Origin of the sequence: Microcoleus sp. LEGE 07076 (genome assembly GCF_015207455.1) — a bacterium.
In the GTDB taxonomy this organism is placed as follows: domain Bacteria; phylum Cyanobacteriota; class Cyanobacteriia; order Cyanobacteriales; family Microcoleaceae; genus Microcoleus.
The window spans coordinates 1-18,982 of record NZ_JADEWV010000124.1; the positions used below are offsets into that span (position 1 = coordinate 1).

General features: G+C 45.0%; 18 protein-coding genes. 10 read left to right on the forward strand and 8 right to left on the reverse strand.

What is annotated here, in order from left to right; translation table 11 throughout:
* Positions 1-28 precede the first annotated feature (28 nt).
* Entirely contained in the window at positions 29-229 is a 201-nt protein-coding gene (locus IQ270_RS19310; protein ID WP_193974767.1) for a hypothetical protein, read from the forward strand.
* Here the strand turns inward: IQ270_RS19310 and IQ270_RS19315 are convergent.
* From IQ270_RS19315 to IQ270_RS19325, 3 genes are all read right to left on the reverse strand, one after another.
* Complete coding sequence (locus tag IQ270_RS19315) at positions 226-1,143, reverse strand: NAD(+) kinase (RefSeq protein WP_193974768.1); 918 nt, start codon at positions 1,141-1,143, stop codon at positions 226-228. The genes IQ270_RS19310 and IQ270_RS19315 overlap by 4 nt on opposite strands.
* 1 nt (position 1,144) lies before the next feature.
* A complete protein-coding gene (locus IQ270_RS19320) occupies positions 1,145-2,122 on the reverse strand; it encodes an NmrA family NAD(P)-binding protein (protein ID WP_193974769.1) in 978 nt (325 codons plus the stop codon).
* Between the two features lie 881 nt (positions 2,123-3,003).
* The gene (locus IQ270_RS19325; RefSeq protein WP_193974770.1) at positions 3,004-3,108 is read right to left on the reverse strand and encodes a PetM family cytochrome b6-f complex subunit 7; all 105 of its coding nucleotides are present in this window, start codon (positions 3,106-3,108) and stop codon (positions 3,004-3,006) included.
* A 376-nt stretch (positions 3,109-3,484) separates the two neighbouring features.
* Here IQ270_RS19325 and IQ270_RS19330 point away from each other — a divergent pair, with 376 nt between their 5' ends.
* From IQ270_RS19330 to IQ270_RS19340, 3 genes are all read left to right on the forward strand, one after another.
* Positions 3,485-3,655 (forward strand): hypothetical protein, encoded by a 171-nt coding sequence (locus tag IQ270_RS19330; protein ID WP_193974771.1) that lies wholly within the window; start codon positions 3,485-3,487, stop codon positions 3,653-3,655.
* A 23-nt stretch (positions 3,656-3,678) separates the two neighbouring features.
* Positions 3,679-4,746: a 4-hydroxythreonine-4-phosphate dehydrogenase PdxA gene (gene pdxA, locus IQ270_RS19335; RefSeq protein WP_228056510.1), complete on the forward strand. Its 1,068-nt coding sequence runs from the start codon at positions 3,679-3,681 to the stop codon at positions 4,744-4,746.
* 196 nt (positions 4,747-4,942) lie between these two features.
* Positions 4,943-8,551 carry an OmpA family protein gene (locus IQ270_RS19340; RefSeq protein ID WP_193974772.1) on the forward strand — a complete coding sequence of 1,203 codons (3,609 nt, stop codon included), beginning with the start codon at positions 4,943-4,945 and terminating at the stop codon, positions 8,549-8,551.
* 159 nt (positions 8,552-8,710) lie between these two features.
* Here the strand turns inward: IQ270_RS19340 and IQ270_RS19345 are convergent, their stop codons facing one another.
* From IQ270_RS19345 to era, 3 genes are all read right to left on the reverse strand, one after another.
* On the reverse strand, positions 8,711-9,526 hold the full coding sequence (locus IQ270_RS19345) for a biotin--[acetyl-CoA-carboxylase] ligase (RefSeq protein ID WP_228056509.1): 816 nt from the start codon (positions 9,524-9,526) through the stop codon (positions 8,711-8,713).
* A 308-nt stretch (positions 9,527-9,834) separates the two neighbouring features.
* Positions 9,835-10,761, reverse strand: coding sequence for a polysaccharide deacetylase family protein (locus IQ270_RS19350; protein ID WP_339384231.1), 927 nt, complete (start codon positions 10,759-10,761; stop codon positions 9,835-9,837).
* A gap of 1,147 nt (positions 10,762-11,908) precedes the next feature.
* Positions 11,909-12,820, reverse strand: a complete 912-nt coding sequence (era, locus tag IQ270_RS19355; protein WP_228056512.1) for a GTPase Era — start codon at positions 12,818-12,820, stop codon at positions 11,909-11,911.
* Between the two features lie 509 nt (positions 12,821-13,329).
* Here era and IQ270_RS19360 point away from each other — a divergent pair.
* Complete coding sequence (locus IQ270_RS19360; RefSeq protein WP_193974774.1) at positions 13,330-13,749, forward strand: hypothetical protein; 420 nt, start codon at positions 13,330-13,332, stop codon at positions 13,747-13,749.
* A gap of 192 nt (positions 13,750-13,941) precedes the next feature.
* Here IQ270_RS19360 and IQ270_RS19365 read toward each other — a convergent pair whose 3' ends face one another.
* Complete coding sequence (locus IQ270_RS19365) at positions 13,942-14,199, reverse strand: hypothetical protein (protein ID WP_193974775.1); 258 nt, start codon at positions 14,197-14,199, stop codon at positions 13,942-13,944.
* A gap of 154 nt (positions 14,200-14,353) precedes the next feature.
* Here IQ270_RS19365 and IQ270_RS19370 point away from each other — a divergent pair, with 154 nt between their 5' ends.
* The 4 genes from IQ270_RS19370 to IQ270_RS19385 all read left to right on the forward strand — a co-directional run bounded on the left by IQ270_RS19370 (position 14,354) and on the right by IQ270_RS19385 (position 17,163).
* Positions 14,354-14,491: a hypothetical protein gene (locus IQ270_RS19370; protein ID WP_193974776.1), complete on the forward strand. Its 138-nt coding sequence runs from the start codon at positions 14,354-14,356 to the stop codon at positions 14,489-14,491.
* A 79-nt stretch (positions 14,492-14,570) separates the two neighbouring features.
* Complete coding sequence (locus IQ270_RS19375; protein WP_193974777.1) at positions 14,571-15,128, forward strand: NUDIX hydrolase; 558 nt, start codon at positions 14,571-14,573, stop codon at positions 15,126-15,128.
* A gap of 234 nt (positions 15,129-15,362) precedes the next feature.
* Entirely contained in the window at positions 15,363-16,118 is a 756-nt protein-coding gene (locus IQ270_RS19380) for an ATP-binding cassette domain-containing protein (protein ID WP_193974778.1), read from the forward strand.
* Positions 16,119-16,512: 394 nt separating this feature from the next.
* Positions 16,513-17,163: an ABC transporter permease gene (locus IQ270_RS19385; RefSeq protein WP_193974779.1), complete on the forward strand. Its 651-nt coding sequence runs from the start codon at positions 16,513-16,515 to the stop codon at positions 17,161-17,163.
* On the opposite strand, the gene IQ270_RS19390 is transcribed toward IQ270_RS19385, so the two are convergent.
* A complete protein-coding gene (locus IQ270_RS19390; RefSeq protein WP_193974780.1) occupies positions 17,150-17,785 on the reverse strand; it encodes a DUF1802 family protein in 636 nt (211 codons plus the stop codon). The two genes, IQ270_RS19385 and IQ270_RS19390, sit on opposite strands and share 14 nt — an antisense overlap.
* A 138-nt stretch (positions 17,786-17,923) precedes the next feature.
* Between IQ270_RS19390 and IQ270_RS19395 the strand changes: the two genes are divergently transcribed.
* On the forward strand, positions 17,924-18,883 hold the full coding sequence (locus tag IQ270_RS19395; RefSeq protein WP_193974781.1) for an aldo/keto reductase: 960 nt from the start codon (positions 17,924-17,926) through the stop codon (positions 18,881-18,883).
* Positions 18,884-18,982 lie beyond the last annotated feature (99 nt).

The window sequence follows — 18,982 nt, forward strand, 5'->3', positions numbered from 1 at the left end:
TAGGTAATGGGTGGGATGTTAAACAAAAATGTTCCTGTGTACTAACGTTATCTCGCAAACGCTGGCTCACATTGGAGATGATTCGGAATCTCGATCGAGAATTAAGGATTCCGTAGGAGATTCCGATCGAGCCTTATCCTGCACAAAAACTTACAAACCTGAACGCCAAGAAAAAGCCGCCCTAAAAGGACGGGACTTTAGCGATCCGCTCATTATCAACAACTATTAAGGCAACTCAACCGAATTCGGTTTAGCAATGTGAGGCAGCCCCCAGCCCAATTTTTCCCGCAAAATGTGGAAAAACTCAAAAGATTTTATCCGAACAAAGCGGGCTGGGTAGGGCGATCGCTCAATTTGCACCCAATCCTCCGGCAGAACATAACATCCGCCGTTCCCATCTACCACCATTACCAGGCGGTCGGGACTCGCCGGCAAAATTTTGACCGGTTCGGTGTTGGAAAACACCAAAGCCCGCGAAGCCATTGAATGAGGGCAAATGGGTATCAATTGCAGCACCGGTATTCCGGGAATAATTACAGGTCCGCCGGCAGACAATGCGTAAGCTGTCGATCCTGTCGGAGTCGCGATAATTACTCCATCTGCGGCAATGTCAATAGAGGCGTGATTCCCGATCGCCACTTCAAAATGACACATACAAGTCAGCGGTTCGCGGTGCAGCACCATTTCATTGAGACAAAGGGCTTCCCAGAGGCAGTCATTTTCCCGAAACAGCCGCACCGCCAGCATCGATCGTTCTTCTATTTCATATTCTCCGGCGATCGCCTTTTCCAAAGCTTGCGGCAGCAAGTTTAGGTAAGTTTCTGTCAAAAAGCCCATGTGACCGGTATTAACAGTCAGCAGTGGCACTCCGATGGGAGCAACTTGGCGAAATGCCGACAGCACGGTGCCGTCGCCGCCCAAAACCACTGCAAACTCCATGTCGCTGTCAAAACCGGGGGGGACGAGTTGGTCGATCGGAGTGTGGCACATCGGGCGATCTGGGCTAGAATAGCCCAAAATTCCCCCGGCACCGGAAACCGCACAGACCTCCCAGCCGCGGGCAGTCAGCTTGTCTTTCAACTCTTCGGCGATGCGACAAGAGACTGGTTTAACGTCGTTGTATATAATCCCAGCTTTCGGCACTTTAAAATGTAAAAGGCATTTTTTGTTTACTCCGTTTTTTAGTCTTAAGCTGCTCGTACTCTATTTCCTTGAGCTTCTTCATAATCAGATTAAAGTATTCTTCGAGATAAGACTCCAAAGTAGTAGTTTCTTTAGGGTCGATTCCGAAGACACTGTAAACGTCATCCATCGGAGCTTTCAAGGGTTTTCCGGCCGCCAAAACTTCTGAAAAAGCCAATCTGTCAGCTACGTTCCAACTCCACTGAAAGAACTTAGCAAATTGACGAGTAGTCTGCAACAAGGCATCTGGGGTGCGCGTAATTTTCGCTTGCTTCCCAGACAGTCGCTCACACAACCGCACGATTTCTTCAGCATCCCAAGCTCGATTTCCCACTACCGGAAAGGTTTTTTTCTCGGTTTCGGGAACCGAAAGCGCCCGGATGGCAAACTTCGCAACGTCCTGAGTGTTCATGTAGGCAAGAGCTGACGGCTTGTTGGGCAGCCAGACTGCCTGATTGTCCAAAATCGGCATTGCGTACAGGCTCAGCAGTCCTTGCAAAAAGCCGCAAGGTCTCAGGATTGTGTAATCTAGACCGGATTCTGCTAAGAACAGCTCTGTACAGCGCTTAATTTCCAACAAGGGGACTTGCGGATATTTCTCGGCATCGAGAAAGGAAAAGAAGATGTAACGCTTGATGCCTGCTGCTGCTGCTGCTTGGATCAGCGATACTTTTCCATCCCAGTCTACTCTTTTGATGCTAACAGAATCGGCTGCACTGGCTGTTGCTGCATCGATGATAGCACTGACACCTTCTACTGCAGGAATCAGGCTGTCGGGCTGGCAAAGGTTCCCCGGTACCAGTTCGGCGCCCCATTCTTTCAAAAATGCAGCTTTTCTGTAACTTCTGACCAAACAGCGCACCTGGTGGCCCTCGTCTAGGGCGCGGCGGGCTATTTGGCGGCCGAGAGTGCCGGTGGCACCTACAATCAATAAAGTCATCTAGGGATTAATTTATGAATCTTAAACTTTCTATAAAATGGTATCAGGTCTTTCTCAGTTTTTTATAAAAACTTAACAAAAACCTGAAATCCTCTCATCAAACGATCGCCCTCCGGGATTGGAAAGGGGACAGAGAGAGATGGGACAGGTGGAGAGGGGCAGAGGGTAATACCTGGATAGCCATAATCCTGGTCAAAATTTTGCTTTGGGCTTTTTATAGTTAGATATTGGCAACGGCAGCCGATCGTTTTTGTAAAAAGCATTTTTTGTTTGAGTGCTGTCCACCTAGAGCGAGTGTTTTTTGACACTCCCGGATCTGAAAGCGCGGGGATTTTTGAGGACAAACTCTGGGGGATGAATTACTCCAAAGTTTAATTATTAAAGGGTTTGTCAGCAACCTGCTACTAACTCGTTCTGCTGATTTAGTTTGTCTAAAACGGTACAAACCTCGCTTGATTCGCTTACCTGAAGGCAGCCAATTCTCGGGTTTTTAACCGATTTTTGCTGTTAGAAAGTCTCGACCTAAGAAGCTAGATTTTGATATGTAGGATTGGTCTTGTTCTACAAATCGCCATCCTCTTAAGTCGGATTCTTGCTGCTGTCTATCTTTGACTTTAGCTATGGGTATTTAGCTGTGGGTATTTGGAGAAAGTTCTGGTTGGTCGATCGACCCCTTTTGTTCCACCTCCCTCGACTAATTTTACTCGGATTTGGTAAATATCTAACTAGGATACTTTAGTCTCTTGGGTCTTTTTATCCCTGGCATAAATTAACAGGGTTTTCAGGATGTTTTTGATAAACCGGGTTTTTCTAATCTTGCCAATGGTGCTGCACGATGTTTTGTGGTAGAAAAAACCGGTTTATGGGTCGGGTATGATAACTTATTCTTCGCCGCCTTGGAGTTTGAGCAACAGGAAGCCTCCACCGATACCGACGAAAATCAGGGAAAATGATAAAAAGGCTGCGCTGAGAAATTCAGGGTTCATTTGTTTTAGGGTTCCTTGACGATCGCAAAATCAACATAATTTGACACTCTCCGCTGTGTTAAAGACGGGGATTCTCGATTAGGCGACGGGTTAAAATTAGCTATCTCTTGCGAGCAATTCCTCAACTGTTTGACCCTACCAAAGTAACAACCAAACAGTCGAGTTTAGAAAATCTGTGCCGGTTCGTCTGAATCAAGCTTACTAGGATACTGACCTAGAGTTTGGGCAAGCCGGGCCCTACTTTTTTAGGGAAAATGTCAACTTTCGCTGTACAGTTTTGAAAGTGGCTGGTATCTCACGTGAGATTACTACTTCTTGACCGTTGTTCCACTTGCCGATCGCGCTTTAACGTATCAACTGTGTTACAGCCTGTGTCATGGTAGGTATTTTACTGTATCGAGCTACTAAGATCAACGATCGGCATCCAAAAACTTACCAGAAAGTGTCAAGCCTGGTGATGGTTTCCAACCCCGGCGTGGCATTCGCCGGATTGTTGGCATTTTACGGAGAATTTTGGGAAATTAGTTGCCTAAATGGTAAAATTTGACTCGTTGCGGAAATTCCTGTATTTTGTGGGAGAAAACTGCCTTGAGTCTCGATCGGGAATCAAAACTAGCTGTAACTTTGGGAGATCCGGCGGGAATAGGCCCGGAAGTGATTCTCAAAGCCTTGGCAGATCCCGCTGCTGCTTTGGCGGTGACGGTTTTCGGTTCGCGGGCAATTTTGCAGCAAACTTACGACGGGTGGCGATCGAGCCATCGTGCTGCGGCATCTTTGGCAAATCCCGAAACATTAAAGATTATTGATATAGCACCAGACAGCAAATGGGGTGCGATTGTCCCCGGTGTCGGGAATGCAGCTAGCGGCGCGGCTAGCTTTGCGTATATGGAAAGGGCGATCGCCCATACCCTCGCCGGCGAATTTTGTGCGATCGTTACCGGGCCAATTTCTAAAACCAACTGGCAAGCTGCAGGTTACAATTATCCCGGACAAACAGAACTCCTGGCAGAAAAAGCCAAATCGCAGCGGTTCGGAATGCTGTTTGCCGCCACATCTCCCCACAGCGGTTGGACGCTGGTAACTTTACTCGCTACCACACATATTTCCCTGCGTCAAGTACCCGATGCTTTGACTCCAGAATTGCTGAGCGAAAAACTAGAATTGCTGGTAGAGTGTTTGCGGGAAGATTTTGGGATAGAAAGACCGAAAATTGCAGTTTCTGGCTTAAATCCTCACAGTGGCGAAAATGGCAAACTGGGAAAGGAAGAGCAAGACTGGATGATACCTTGGTTGGAAACGCAGCGCGATCGCTTTCCTCAAGTGCAATTAGACGGGCCAGTACCACCGGATACCCTGTGGGTAAAACCGGCTAAAGTTTGGTACGGCTTAGCCAAGGAAGCTCACGACGGTTACTTGGCAATGTACCACGACCAAGGGTTGATTCCAGTAAAATTGATGGCTTTCGACAAAGCAGTCAATACAACAATTGGCTTACCCTTTGTCCGCACATCTCCCGATCACGGCACAGCTTTTGATATTGTAGGTCAAGGGATTGCCGATGCCTCCAGCATGAAAGCAGCATTGCAGTTGGCGGCCGAGTTGGCTAGTCGCAGAACAGCAGTTAAGATACATCGATAGGCGCGAGATCGGCCCGGGGCGAAAAATTAATTGTGTCATTCCTATTAGACAAATCCTAAAAAGCCAGTAAGCGAGCAGGTATCCTGCCCGTTCCACAATAATTATTGGAGATGTCTATTGATTTTCGCAGTAGTGAGACGATCAGCCAACTAATCATTTTTTTCGAGCGGTTTAAATCAGATTTTGGTAGCAAAGTATGGCAGCATCTAATGATAATTTAGGCAAAATCTATCAGCCAGAAAAAGAGATTTCATCAGAAAGTCTGGCAATTTCCAACGCTGGCGATCAACTTCAGGAATTGCTAAGCATACTGACTGAATTGCAGTTATTAAAGAAATCAAAGAAGGGGTTTTCGGAGCTGAAGTTACCGCCATCTCAACAGCAGAGAGATCGATTTGAGGATGAGGAAAATCGGCGCACTAGGTTGTCTTTTGTGATCGAATCATCGGCGATTGTACCCGAAGTATTGACTAAAAATGAAGAGATACCATCTCAAAGACTACAAACTAATCAAGAATCAGGTTTATCAAGTAGCGCGAATGCAGCCAACAATTATGGATTGTCGGAGGAAGAATTAGAACAAGCAGCGCAGCAACTCAAGCAGTTGCAGCAATTGGTGTTTGAAAGGGATGTGCCGGAATTGTACAGTCATGTTTTGAACTCCGAACAAAAGTTAGAAAGTTTTCATAAGCTGATGTCTGACCCGCAGGAGTTGATAAATTTAATCAAACCGTTAATTCCTGGGTTAGTGAAAGAAGAAGTTGAGGGGTTGAAGTCGGAATTGAAAAAGGCGATCGAACTCACCAGCAACGAGGGAGTTAATCCCCTCGAATTCCAGGCAAAATTAGCGGATTTGGAAAATCAAATTGCTGGCTTCAACTATCAGCAGCTACCTAATCTCGAACAGTCGATGGAACGGCTGATGCCGGTGGTGAACGATCTGCTCAATCGCAAGGTAAAGGAGTCTAAGTTAGAAGTAGCTTCGGCGATCGCACCGACAGTCAATCAAGTAATTCAGAATCAAAACGGACTGCAAGAAAAAGTAGTAATAATTGAAGATAAGCTTGCGAATATTCAGCAGCGTTCCCAGCAGCAACCGGAAGATTTGGTCAAGCAGCTAGTCCCGGTAGTTAGCGATTTGCTAAACCGCAAAATTAGTGAATTAAAGTTAGAGGTTGTCGAAGCTGTAGCACCGTCTGTACAGGTAAGAATAGCTTGGGTAGAAATAGAAGAAAAAGTATTGAGCATCATCGAGCGCAGGCTGGCGGCCGGGGAGTCGCCAATTCAGAAGCCTGAAGAGATAATGGCGGTGCTAATGCCAGCAATAACTGATTTGCTGAACCGTAAAATCGATGAATCAAAATTAGAGGTGGCTGCGGCGATCGAACCTTTGATTGAATCAGCAATTCTGCAAAGAGAAGTTCAAGGCAAATTGAGCGGCGTAGAAAGTAGATTGAATAATCTTCAGCGCCAGCAAAACTCTCAACCGGAAGAAATTATGGCAAGGTTGATGCCGTTAATGATTGAGTCGCTGAATCGGAAAATTGACGAGACAAAGTTAGAAGCGAGAGAGGCGATCGCGCCGGCTGTCAACACTGTTATTCAAAACAGCGGTATTGCGGCACAAATATTAAAAAATGAAAGTAAGATTGTTGAAGTTCAGCAGCAAGTTTTAGCTGAGATAGAAGGCTTGATGGCAAGAATTATGCCGGCAATTGTAGAGATGGTGTCCAGCAACATCGCCGCCGCAAAGCTAGAGATAGAATCTGCGATCGCCCCGGCTGTCGATGCAATCATTCAGAATCAAAAGATAGATGGAAGACTTGCCAAGATCGAAGAAAAGATTGTGGCGATCGAACACCGGATTTATGAATCGACAGACTTGTTTACAGATTTACTGAAACCTTTGATTGACGAGCTGATGGTTAGCCATCACGCCCAACTAGAAAATTCTGTGATCGAATCTATTTTACCATTGTTAGATGAAGTTGTAGGTTATAATTACAAACTAAACGGTAAAGTAGAGGAACTAGAACGCAAAATAACAGAGGTTGAATGGGGAGGAGATCGGGAAGAATTAGTGAGCAAAATTAAACTGCTCTTTCCCGAAATGATGCTCCAAACAATTAATCAGTCGAGAGAATCGTTTTCCGAAACAATAGCTCCGATAATTGATGAAGTAATTAATACCAAAACCAGAGAAAACAAGCGCTCGATGGGAATAGCGATCGCGCCGGCTCTTCCTGTGGGAATCACCCACACAATCAGTGAGTCGCCCGATGAAATTGCAATGGCGATCGCGCCGGAAATTGCCTCTGCTATCAAACAGCAAATTTATCTCAAGCCCGAAGCGATGTCTGATGCACTTTATCCGATTCTCGGCAGCACAATTTTAAAATACATCGCAGAGATGATGGGGCAGATTAATGAAAAACTCGAATCATCTTTAAGTACCGAGGGAATTAGTCGCAAAATTAAAGCCAAATTACAGGGAGTTTCTGAAGCAGAATTGCTGATTAAAGAAACAACACCGCTGACTGTTAAAGCTGTTTTTTTGATTCAAACAACGTCGGGATTAGTAATTTCGGCAGTGCAGCAGTCTGAACGCGAACAGCTAGAATCAGACATGGTAGCGGGTATGCTGACTGCTATTCGCGCATTTGTCAACGATTGTATCTCTCAGTCTGGAAATATTGCAGAGATTGATGCCATAGAATATGGCACATCTAAAATTGTATTGGAAGTAGCGGGTTCGTGTTATTTGGCAGTAGTAATGCAGGGAGAAACCAGGCAGTGGTTTAAGTACAAAATGCGAGCAGTTTTCACAAATATTGTTCAAGAATACGGGGATGTAATCCAATCATTTAACGGCGATCCCACCGCAGTGCCGCCCGAAATAAACACGAACTTGCAAAAGTTAATTGAGAGAGATAACATAAAAACTAAATCTCCCAAACAGCCAATTTTACCAATTATCGGTTTGGCGGCGTTAGGTTTGATTGGCATACCTTGGGGAATTCATCAATACCGCAGCTCAATTGCAGCGAGTATAGAAGCAGATACAAATTTAGCTTTACAATCTGCTCCCGAGTTATCGGTTTATCGCCTCGCGGCAGATGTTAAAAATCGAGTTTTGGAGATTTCGGGACGAGTACCGAATCAAAAGCTGCGATCGCAAGCGGAAAAAATAGCTCAACAAACTGCTCCAAAATTAAGCATTGATAATAAAATTATCGCCGTTGAAGTACCTCCCGATCCAGTTTTAGCTGCTGCCGATGTCAAGCGGACTGCGGAGCTTTTGAATAAACTAGAAAGCATTGATATTTCGGCTCGGTACGCTGAGGGAAAAGTGGCGATTGCAGGTAGCGTGAGCAAAGCGACAGATGCTGAGAAAATAACTCAAGCTTTTGAGAAAATTCCGGGGGTGAAGTCTGTAACAAATACAGTGGAAACAGGCTCTAAACCGCTGTCAAAGGCAATGGCAATTCGCCTTTATTTCGGTGTGGGTTCGGCATTTTTGTCGCCAAAAGACGTAGCACAAAAGCTAAAAAAAGTCAAGGAATATATGGAGAAAAACAGCACGAAAAGTTTTAGGATTATTGGCTACAGCGATTTGAAAAGCAGTCCGGCGGAAAATCAAAAGTTGGCACTGGAAAGGGCAATAAATGTGAAAGCGTCTCTGGTTAAACAAGGGATAAATGGTAACAGATTACAGGTTGCTTCTACTAAGGGTCGTCCTGAAGGTGTGGAGGCTAATCAACCGCTGTGGCTGAGTCGGTTAGTAGTATTTGAGGTGGTAAATTAAATTTGGAAAATGGGAATTGGGAATAGGGAATTGGTCATTGGTAATTGGTAAATAAGAGTCGGCGAATGGAATTCGCGTCTACACAAACGATGTCCGCCGGACGCCGACTGAAGAAATAAGAGTCGGTATTAAAGGCGGATTTGGTGTGATTAATGATTTTTAATTTAATCGAATTCGCCCGGAGGTAAAGGCTTGTATTCGATCGCCCGCCAAGCATACTAACAAGCGGCCGCTTCGGTCAATGCCGGCGGCTTCTCCGCAGATGGTTTCCGACGCAAGTTCGATCGCCACATTACAGCCAATCAGGGCGTCGCGTCGGCGCAATTCGGGTAAAAGTAGCGCTAAACCGGACTTTTCGGCGGGCCTGTCGGCGGTGGAAAACATATCGGCTAGTTCGAGTAAATAGTGCCGGAGTCGATCGAGCAAACAAAATTCCTCGGGTACTTTACTAACAATAGAATGCAGGCTTACCGCATTGCCGAGATCCTTTTCATCCAATCGGGCGGCCGCGAAATCTACGCAGCGGTTGAGTCCAATTCCCACAACGGCGCGAGTTTTGCCAGAAACATTGCTAGAAGTGGCTTCGCAGAGAATTCCGGCTAATTTTTGGCGATCGATCCAAACATCATTCGGCCATTTCAGGCGCAGCATATCGCGACATTCGGGAACCAAATCTTCGATCGCGAAAATCACAGCTAAACCGGCTGCTAAACTAAGTCCGGGTAACAGATTGGGATTGAGATTGTCGAGGACAAAGCTAGCAGTAAAAACACCGGGCGGCGAATACCAAGTGCGTCCGTGTTGACCGCGCCCGCTGGTTTGCTGCTTGGTAAATATTACATCTCCGTGGTGGAGTTTTGCCGCGCGGGCGATCGCCCAACTGTTGGTACTCTCGCAGGTTTCTAACGAGTGCAGCCAGTGAGGGAGGTTTGGGCTATCGGGTGATTCTAGTGGAATTAATGGCAATTCAGACAAGGTTTGATTGGTAATATTTGATATCTCAAAGCTGATTATCTTCGGCCGATCGGTTTTTTTTTAGGGGATTTGGGCGAGCGGCATTTTCCTCAGTCATATCAAATCCGTTAGTATCGAAATTATTCATCTCTCTCTGCTCTGACTCTGTGTTCTCTGCGTTCTCTGTGGTTAAATCATTCCCGTACAGCCGTAATTGATATCAGTCTTAGACGCACAGAGAGTCAGAAACCCGGTTTCTTATCGTAGAAACCGGGTTTGTTTAGTCTTAGTATTACCCTCAAAAAAAGACAAGCAATCGCCCGCACAATTTAGGCTGATTGCTCTTGCATTTCCAGCAACTCAGGAATTGTCACAAACCGATATCCCTGCTGCTTCAAACCCGCAATCATCTCCGGTAAAGCCTTAATAGTACGAGATCGATCGCCCCCGCCATCGTGCATCAAAACAATTGCTCCCGGCTTCGCACCCTTCAACACATTCTCCACAAAAGCCGACGGTTGAGCGCGGGGATCGGTATCTGCCGAAGTTACCGACCACATCACTACAGCATAATTCTGCTCCTTAGCATACTTAGCCAAACCATTGTTCAACACTCCTCCCGGCGGGCGAAAGAAAGTAGTTTTAACTCCCGTTGTTTCGTAAATAAGTTTAGCCGTGCGATCGATTTCATCAGCCGCCGTCGCCGCATCCATCGGATCGTACCAGTGATGCCACGTATGATTTCCGATCGCGTGACCTTGAGCCACAACCATGCGAGCAATTTTCGGATAATTTTCGATAGATTTACCTAGCCAAAAAAATGTTGCTTTAACATCATTTTGCTGAAAAATATCGAGCATTTGTTCCGTTGTTTCCGGCCACGGCCCATCGTCTACAGTTAAAGCAATAACTTTCTCAGAATTCTTGACTTTTCCGTCAAAAACTGTTGTTCCTTGAAACTGTTCGGGAGGAACAAAAGTCAAAAGTTTTTCTTGGGATTCTAATACGGTAAGAAGTTTTTCAACAGTGCGATCGAGATTAAACGCTGTGCGATCGTCTGCTATCTGTTTTACTGACGGATTTACCGTTAAGGATTGGTTAAGATTGTGTACTTGAGCGGTTGCAGGATTATTGCTATAGTGTTGGTTTGTCGGCATCAGCATACCAATGACAAAGCTAATCGCAGCCGCTGCCAGGGCGATCGCCACAAAACGCGATTGTTTTCGTAGTTGCTGCCACAGATGATTTCCGGTCACTTGAAATTCCTTTCACTCCACACTGCTGATAATGATAATGGGAATTTCCGGAAAAAAACGGCTCTCCTGAATTTTTAGTGATAAGTTAATCTAATGTCGGGTAATGGGTAATGGGTAATCTGTCCCGAATCGATCGCCAATTATTTTTTTCCCAATTACCCGTTACCCCGCAGCCAAGTATACATTTTCCCCCAAATATCCGAAATAGCCGATCGAATGAACGGCTTTCGGCGAAGCCGAACGTGCTATAGCAGAAGTCAGGAGTCAGGAGTCAGAGGTGGAAAGCCTGCCAAATAAAGGTTTCAGTTTTCAAGATAGCCCTAACCGATGTGGCGGTTGCTATATAAGCATCTTCGCGGTTCGATCGTTCCGATGCTAAGTAAGTCGGTGCGAAAAAACAAAACTAGATTACGATATAGCCTTTCTATCTGTCATATGAGGTGCCTAGCGGCCAAACTGGGCATACATCACAACGCGATCGAACCGCTATATCTCAGGAGGTTAAACAGTTGTGGTCTAAGTGGAAATGTCAGGGTTTATATATCTTTTGCTTGCCCAAAGATTGTTCCGAAATGAACCCAATTGAATTAGAGTGGCAACACATTAAACAAGATGAATTAGCTGCGACATTTGTTTGAGGATGAATTAGAACTTGCCTAGGCCGTAATTCAGGGAGTAGAAGTTAGAGGAAAAAGAGGAAACTACAGTACACAACGTATTAAATTTAAGTCCCGTCACCATAGTTAATGTTTTGTTACATACTTGTGAATTTCCCCACCTACCTACTTAATCTAATTCTCATAGTAGGAACATCTAAGGATCGCGAATTAAATAATTTACACATATTTGTGGGATGGGCGGGAGAGCCCATCCCACAATAACAATAAAGATTGTAAGTTATTTAATTATCATTCCTAAGCCAGCTTCGGCTGTGTTGCTACGATCGCGACTAACAATGACCCAACTGTATTCGTTTTACCATGATGAAGATCGTCGGGTTCAGGTAGAATTAGCTTGGCTGCGGGCAACTCATTCAAGCTTGTAACTGTCCCTCCTCTGATTTACCTTCAAAGCGTTTGATGAAGTTCTCAACTCTGCTTCTGAGCAGATCAGGATTAAGATAGGGAAACTTCTAACAAATAAAGTTTTATTCTTCCACTCGATAGCCCAATTGGGCCAAACGAGTTCGGGACTGCCGCCACTTCGGCTGTACCTTGACAAATAACTCCAAATAAACTTTACCTTCAATTAACTTTTGAATCTGTTCCCGGGCTGCACTGCCGATCGACTTTAGCATACTGCCGCTTTTACCGATTAAAATACCTTTTTGGGAATCCCGTTCGACGTGAATTGTCGCCAGAATGCGCGTAATTTTGGCTTCTTCTTGAACTATGTCGATCGCGATTGCTACAGAATGCGGCACTTCTTCTCGTGTTTGCAGCAAAATCTGTTCCCGAATCAATTCGCCCATAATAAAGCGTTCCGGCTGGTCAGTCACCAAATCTGGTGGATAATAGTATGGCCCAATTTCTAGATGTTCGATTAATAATTGTTGCAGCGGTTCGACGCCCTCGCCCGTTAGGGCCGAAAACTTGACGGCAGGCCACTGGGGATTGACAATTTGCTCGTAAGTGCGATCGATCAACACGGAATCCTCCGGTTGTTCGTCCAACTTATTCATCCCCAAAATCACCGGAATTTTGGTATTCCTGAGAATTTCGACAATATATCGATCGCCCCCTCCCGATTCCACCGAAGCATCCACCACAAACAGCACCACATCCACCGACTCAATCGCGGTGCGGGCATTCTGCACCAAAACCTTACCCAATTCGTGATGAGGCTTGTGAATTCCCGGAGTGTCCACAAAAATAATTTGTGCTTCAGGCGTTGTCAGGATGCCCCGCAGCCTGTTGCGCGTCGTCTGAGACACCGGCGAAGTAATCGCAATTTTCTGCCCCACCAACTGATTCATCAGCGTCGATTTGCCGACATTCGGGCGCCCGACAATACCCACAAAGCCAGATTTGTACCCCGCAGGAGCGACGGGAACACCCATAATTTCCGATACGTCTATAAATTTGCTATCTTCCACTAAAATCACCTATTTTGAAGCCCCTTCTGTGTCTGTTGTCGTTTGAAAATACTCAAACGCCCCTAGATGTAATCTAGCATTTTTCTCGCCCTGGTATAGCCTGCAACACTCAAAGCGCGATCGAGCTGCTTTCCCAGTGTTAAAATGTCATGTGCGATCGACAAAACTTGATATCTGAGACAAAATTTGATAAAGTTCCAATAACATCGATCAAAAATGAATCATTCTGGTAAAATCGAGTCCCCAACGCTGTAACAACTTCAGATGTGTAAATATCTTACTCAACTGAAACCATTCTACAGTTTGTCCGACCAACCAGTATTCACATTTTTAAGGATGTACATTAATAGATTAGATCGGTAAAACTCCAGATGAAAAAATCATTAGCATCATATTTTTTATGAATAGAAGCTAATGTTTGTGGAGCCTGTCTAATTCGTGCTAATCGTCATAAAGTTGAGGAGATGAATCGGATGAAATCGAAATTATTTTGGAGTTGCTGCACCGTTTTGGTAGCAAGCTTGCCTGTTCCAGCCTTCGCTCAAACAACCCCCCAAGCAGGTATTGACTACAAAGGTGGCTCGATGAAATACCAGATGGTACCGGGCAAAATACCTGACAGAACCCTGCCCAGATCCTTTGACTTTCCAATTATTACCAATGTTGCTACTGACACTAGCATCACCACGGATCACCTAATTACCGATGAGTTTCGCGCACCAGCGACTCGTACAGAATACACCAGCGCTCTCACCACCTGGTCAGAATCAATCAAAGAATGTCTGGGTAAGCAGCCCCGCTTGATTCGAGCCAGCACTAAGAACCCGATTCAGATTAATGGCAAAGTAGGCACGATTGTCAGAAACGCAAATAACCGTGCAGTTTGCAAATAAGCGCGCAAGTTTCGCTGTCTGAAGACAAAAACTAGAGAGTGTTTTTGTACAACAAAAAGAGCAATAGGTTTTCTATTGCTCTTTTGTCAAAATTTCAATTAATTGGTTCGATAATTCCGCAGAAACCAGGGTTTTTTTCCAAAATATGCTGTGGAGTCCGAAGCCTATGGATTTTAGCACTCTAATTCTCGATTAAGTAGCGCAAAATTCATTCGTACTCAACAAAATTTCGCCATAATCGGGAATCCAAGCTAGCCACTTTTGTTCCGAACACTGACACAACAGCCACGCTTCGTCAAAACTGAATGCTGTTGGCGGATTGAACAATTTTACCCACATCGAAGGAGCCAGTTGTGGTGCAGGTACGGCGCAGCCAAATTTTTCCCAGTTGCGGACAGTCGCGGCGCTTGCTGGTGGCTGCCAAGTACGAATATCTGTTTGCAGTTGCATAACTACTCCTGTCTAGCTAAGAGTCTGCACTTTTTGCGGGGTTTTAACAACCGAAAGCGAAGGCACAGATAATTTAATTTATGTAGTCTATAATACCGAATTATTTTGAAGATTATGTATAGTTGTTGCAAAAATTTATAATTGAGAGGGAAAAGTGGCTCAAAGCTCGAAAGGTCGATCGGCTATTGTTGCGAACGCTGTCGTTGGATTGCAGCAGAGAAGATTGGATAAATGTGCGATCGATCCCGAAACCGCAGATTCAAAGCAGATTGACACAGATAAACACAGATGAATTTCAAGATAATAAAACGATTGAATGCAATTCAAGTTTTTTCTTTATTCCCTATTGTTGCTTTCTCATTCCTTCTGACATGAACAAAACTTCAAAATCCCAGTGGAAAACTCTAGATCGGTTTCTAGAAATCAATTCTCATTGGGTTAAACTAATCGCCGAACATCTCGAAACTACCGAAGGACAAATAGTAGAATATTGGCGAGTAGAAAGAGCAGATTCTGTTGTGATCTTGACTGTTCAAGCTGACAAATTGCTGTTTCCCAAGCCAATGTATCGCCCCGGCGTGGCAGCAGCAACTCTCGATTTTCCCGGCGGTCGCGTACCAGAAGCCACAACGCCAGCAGGCGCAGTTCCAGCTCTAATCAAAAAAGAACTAGGCGTGACAGAAAGTGCGATCGTCCGCATCCAACCGATTAACACCATAGGCTGGGCAATCAACAGTTCATTCTCCAATCAAAAACTCTACGGTTTTCTAGCAGAATTGCACCCCACAGCAACAGTAAACCCCGAACTTCTCGGCACTGCATATCCTGTCACCCCCGACGGAATTCGCGACTTGCTCAAAAAATTAACTTGCCTGCAATGTCGAGCATTGTTGCTAGAATGGCAAAACCAAGACAATTTTAGCTTTTAAATTTTGGATTTTAGATTTCAGCTAACTAACTGTAGGGTGCATGACAGGGAAAAATTATTAGGTGCGATCGCCACATTCAGCCCAGACGCACCTTACAATAAATAAGACCAAACAAACCAGGTTTCTCCGATCTATCTTGGGTTGAGCGCAGAATCATCTAGAAACAAACCCGGTTTATAGTCCTCTGTATGTAAATTTGCCAATTGCTAAAAACCAACATCACCAAAACAAATCATGGCTCTCAATCATGAAGTTGCTGTCCAATGCCTTGAAGTGACATACCGTCTCAACCGCAGGCATTTAGTAGAAAAACTCAATTTTCAAGTGCTGCAAGGAGAAGTTTTAGTATTGCTGGGACGCAGCGGTAGCGGCAAAACTACTACCATGAAATTGATTAACAATTTACTCACGCCAACCAGTGGCGAAGTGCTTGTTATGGGAAAACCGACAACTGAGTGGAACCCTATTCAACTGCGGCGAAAAATTGGCTATGTAATTCAAGAAATCGGTTTGTTTCCCCATTTTACCGTCGAGCAAAACGTCGGTTTAGTGCCGAAATTGGAAGGTTGGGAGGGTTCGCGGATTAAATCTCGCGTCCGCGAACTCTTAGAATTAGTCAACCTCGACCCCCAGCACTTCGCCAAACGCTATCCCCATCAGCTATCCGGCGGACAGCGGCAGCGAGTGGGGGTCGCCAGAGCACTAGCGGCTGACCCTCCCGTACTATTAATGGACGAACCGTTTGGCGCTTTAGACCCGATTACTCGCCTAGAATTGCAGCGGGAATTCGGTCAATTGCAGCAACAACTCGGCAAAACTGTGATTTTTGTGACTCACGGCATTCAAGAAGCTTTTTTGTTGGCTTCTAAAATTGGTTTGATGCAAGATGGAAGGTTGGTTGAATTGGCATCCCCAGATGATTTTATAAAATCTCAGCATCCAGAATCTCGGGCATTTATTGAATGTTTGCAATTACGGGGGACTGGGTAAAATTCTATGCGATATCTTTTATTTACCATTATAAAAAGGGTGTCTTTCATTAAAAAAATTGCCTGCATTTAGAGTAAAAAAAATACTGCTACTATAGCCTTTCAAGCTCTCATATGAGGTACTATCCGGGATAGGGCATAGGCCTCCGTGGGCATAGGCCTCCGTGGCCAAACCGGGCATACCTCACCACGCTTGAGAACCGCTATATGTAAAAAACAGGTTCGTAGTGAGGACTTTAGTCCGCATCATTCGGAGGACTAAAGTCCTCACTACCAACCAAACGGAAATTATATTACCAATTAGATCAATTCCGGTTGCACTCATACATCATCTTAACAGTCAACAGTCAACAGTCAATCTACTATTCCGATTCTAACGGAGTTGATATTACCCAATGATAGAATTTATAAATCGGTACGGTGCGGAGATAATTCAGCGTGTACTTGAACACTTATATTTAGTAACTGTGGCAATTTCGATCGCAATTCTTGTCGGGATTCCCCTCGGGATTTTAGTAACAAGAAAACCCCAATTGAAAAAGCCGATTTTGGGATTTGCAAATATTATGCAAACAATTCCCAGTTTAGCTTTGTTTGGTTTGCTAATTCCGGTGCCGGTATTGGGTGGAATTGGCGATCGCACGGCAATCATCGCCCTTACTCTCTATTCTTTACTGCCGATTATCCGCAACACTTATACGGGGATTGTCGGCGTCGATCCGGCGATTGTGGCAGCGGGAACAGGCATGGGAATGACGGATATGCAACTGTTGTGGCAAGTGGAAATTCCGCTGGCGCTGGGGGTAATTTTGGCGGGGGTGCGAGTTGCTGCGGTAATTGCGATCGGGCTAGCAACGATCGCCGCTGCAATTGGCGCCGGCGGCTTGGGGGTGTTTATTTTCCGAGGCGTTGCGACAGTCAACAATCAGTTACTTTTGGCGGGGGCAATTCCGGCTGCTTTGATGGCATTAGCTGCGGATTTTGGGCTGGGTTTAGTGGAAGGATACCTCTCGAAAAGTACATTAAAAACTATTAATGAGGACTAAAGTCCTCACTACAAACGGTCAGCGTTTTGTCTTTCTGCAAACCTGAATCATTCGGAGGATTCGCGATGCAGTTGCGGATTTCATTCGACCGTGCAATGTACTCTCGATCGCCCAAAACAGCTTGGCTTCCCTCCACCGAAATAAAAGTGACCAAATCGAGCCAAGAACGGCAACCGCCGTAGGCAGAAATGTAGGGAATTTCTACAGTTTCTGCTAGCCGATAAACCCGCAAAAATAGAACATTTATTGGTTGGTTTTGTTTCCATTTTAGGCGGTCGCTGATAAATTTTTCATTCCAAATATGGTAAGGAAAAAGTGCCGCAATTGCCGGTTCCCAAGCTACCAAAAAAACATCGGTAATCTCAGCCCAACTGCCAATCCTAATAATTTCAGGATGCCAACCAGATTCAACTGTTTTTACTTGACTCGCAAAATCCGGCTTTAATAAATCCGGCTGTTGGTGTTCAAAAGTTGGATACAACAAAACCTGCTTGTCAGCAACATTAAACTGTCCTGCTTGCTCGCGAATGCCCCCTTTTCGCAACAGCAGAATCGTTTGGGCTTGTTCCAAAGCATTAACCGCTACATTCCATTCTTTCAGCGCGCGAGTAGTTGATTTCATAGCAATTTTAGTTTTATTTTAACCATAGTAACAAAATACTAACAAAATCGCTGCGTGAAAGCAAGTACAGCATCTTTTTTCTGTTAAAATGAGATCGGCTGAGGGTAAATATTAAAAAGCAAAATGAGGACTTAGGGTATGGAAAAGCGACAATTGGGGACATCGGAAATTCAAATTAGCCCGATAATTATGGGGACTTGGCAAGCGGGGAAGCGGATGTGGGTGGGAATTGAGGATGCTGAAACTGTTAAAGCAATGCGCGCCGCTTTTGAGGCCGGTATTACTACGTTTGATACGGCTGAGGTTTACGGAGAAGGGCATTCGGAACAAATTATCGGCCAAGCACTTTCAGATGTGCGATCGCAAGTAATTTATGCTAGCAAAGTTTTCGCCAATCACCTCAAACCCAATTTGGTAATTGAAGCTTGCGATCGATCGCTAAAAAACCTCAACACCGACTATATCGACCTTTACCAAATCCATTGGCCCGCCGGCACTTGGAATAGTGAATTAGTACCCATTGCCGAAACAATGGACGCGCTGAACAAATTGAAAGAACAGGGGAAGATTCGGGCGATCGGCGTTTCCAACTTCTCCCGCGCCCAAATAGCAGAAGCCGCTCAATACGGACGCATTGACAGCTTGCAGCCACCTTATTCTCTGTTTTGGCGCTGGGTAGAAAAAGACGCCATGCCCTACTGTGTTGAACATAATATCTCAATTCTTGCCTATTCATCTCTAGCTCAAGGAATATTGACAGGTAAATTTGGGCCAGAACACAAGTTTGCAGAAGGCGATCACCGCGCCAAAAGCAAGCTGTTTATCAAAGAAAATTACGCCCGAGTCCAAACAGCATTAAATCAACTGCGACCAATTGCCGATCGCCACCAAACAAGCTTGGGAAATTTAGCTTTAGCGTGGTTGATTTGCCAGCCACAAACCAATGCCATTGTCGGCGCGCGGAATGCCGAACAAGCAGCCGAAAATGCTAAAGCTGCTGAGATAAAATTGAGTGAGGGTGACTTAAAAGAAATTGACGCGATCGGGCGAACAGTCACCGAGAGTTTAGATGACAACCCAGTCATGTGGAACTTCTAAAATAGTTAATTTACCCCGGTTCGTAGTGAGGAATTCAGTTTTTTTTCCCAACTTAAGAAAGAAAACTAAAGTCCTCACTACAAACCAAAAATTGTATAT

Excerpts from the sequence above, each read along its gene's own strand:
- IQ270_RS19310 (WP_193974767.1), top strand. The coding sequence starts at position 29 with ATGTTCCTGTGTACTAACGTTATCTCGCAAACGCTGGCTCACATTGGA.
- IQ270_RS19320 (WP_193974769.1), bottom strand. The coding sequence starts at position 2,122 with ATGACTTTATTGATTGTAGGTGCCACCGGCACTCTCGGCCGCCAAATA.
- IQ270_RS19325 (WP_193974770.1), bottom strand. The coding sequence starts at position 3,108 with ATGAACCCTGAATTTCTCAGCGCAGCCTTTTTATCATTTTCCCTGATT.
- IQ270_RS19330 (WP_193974771.1), top strand. The coding sequence starts at position 3,485 with ATGGTAGGTATTTTACTGTATCGAGCTACTAAGATCAACGATCGGCAT.
- IQ270_RS19340 (WP_193974772.1), top strand. The coding sequence starts at position 4,943 with ATGGCAGCATCTAATGATAATTTAGGCAAAATCTATCAGCCAGAAAAA.
- era (WP_228056512.1), bottom strand. The coding sequence starts at position 12,820 with ATGGGTGTTCCCGTCGCTCCTGCGGGGTACAAATCTGGCTTTGTGGGT.
- IQ270_RS19360 (WP_193974774.1), top strand. The coding sequence starts at position 13,330 with ATGAAATCGAAATTATTTTGGAGTTGCTGCACCGTTTTGGTAGCAAGC.
- IQ270_RS19365 (WP_193974775.1), bottom strand. The coding sequence starts at position 14,199 with ATGCAACTGCAAACAGATATTCGTACTTGGCAGCCACCAGCAAGCGCC.
- IQ270_RS19375 (WP_193974777.1), top strand. The coding sequence starts at position 14,571 with ATGAACAAAACTTCAAAATCCCAGTGGAAAACTCTAGATCGGTTTCTA.
- IQ270_RS19380 (WP_193974778.1), top strand. The coding sequence starts at position 15,363 with ATGGCTCTCAATCATGAAGTTGCTGTCCAATGCCTTGAAGTGACATAC.
- IQ270_RS19385 (WP_193974779.1), top strand. The coding sequence starts at position 16,513 with ATGATAGAATTTATAAATCGGTACGGTGCGGAGATAATTCAGCGTGTA.
- IQ270_RS19390 (WP_193974780.1), bottom strand. The coding sequence starts at position 17,785 with ATGAAATCAACTACTCGCGCGCTGAAAGAATGGAATGTAGCGGTTAAT.
- IQ270_RS19395 (WP_193974781.1), top strand. The coding sequence starts at position 17,924 with ATGGAAAAGCGACAATTGGGGACATCGGAAATTCAAATTAGCCCGATA.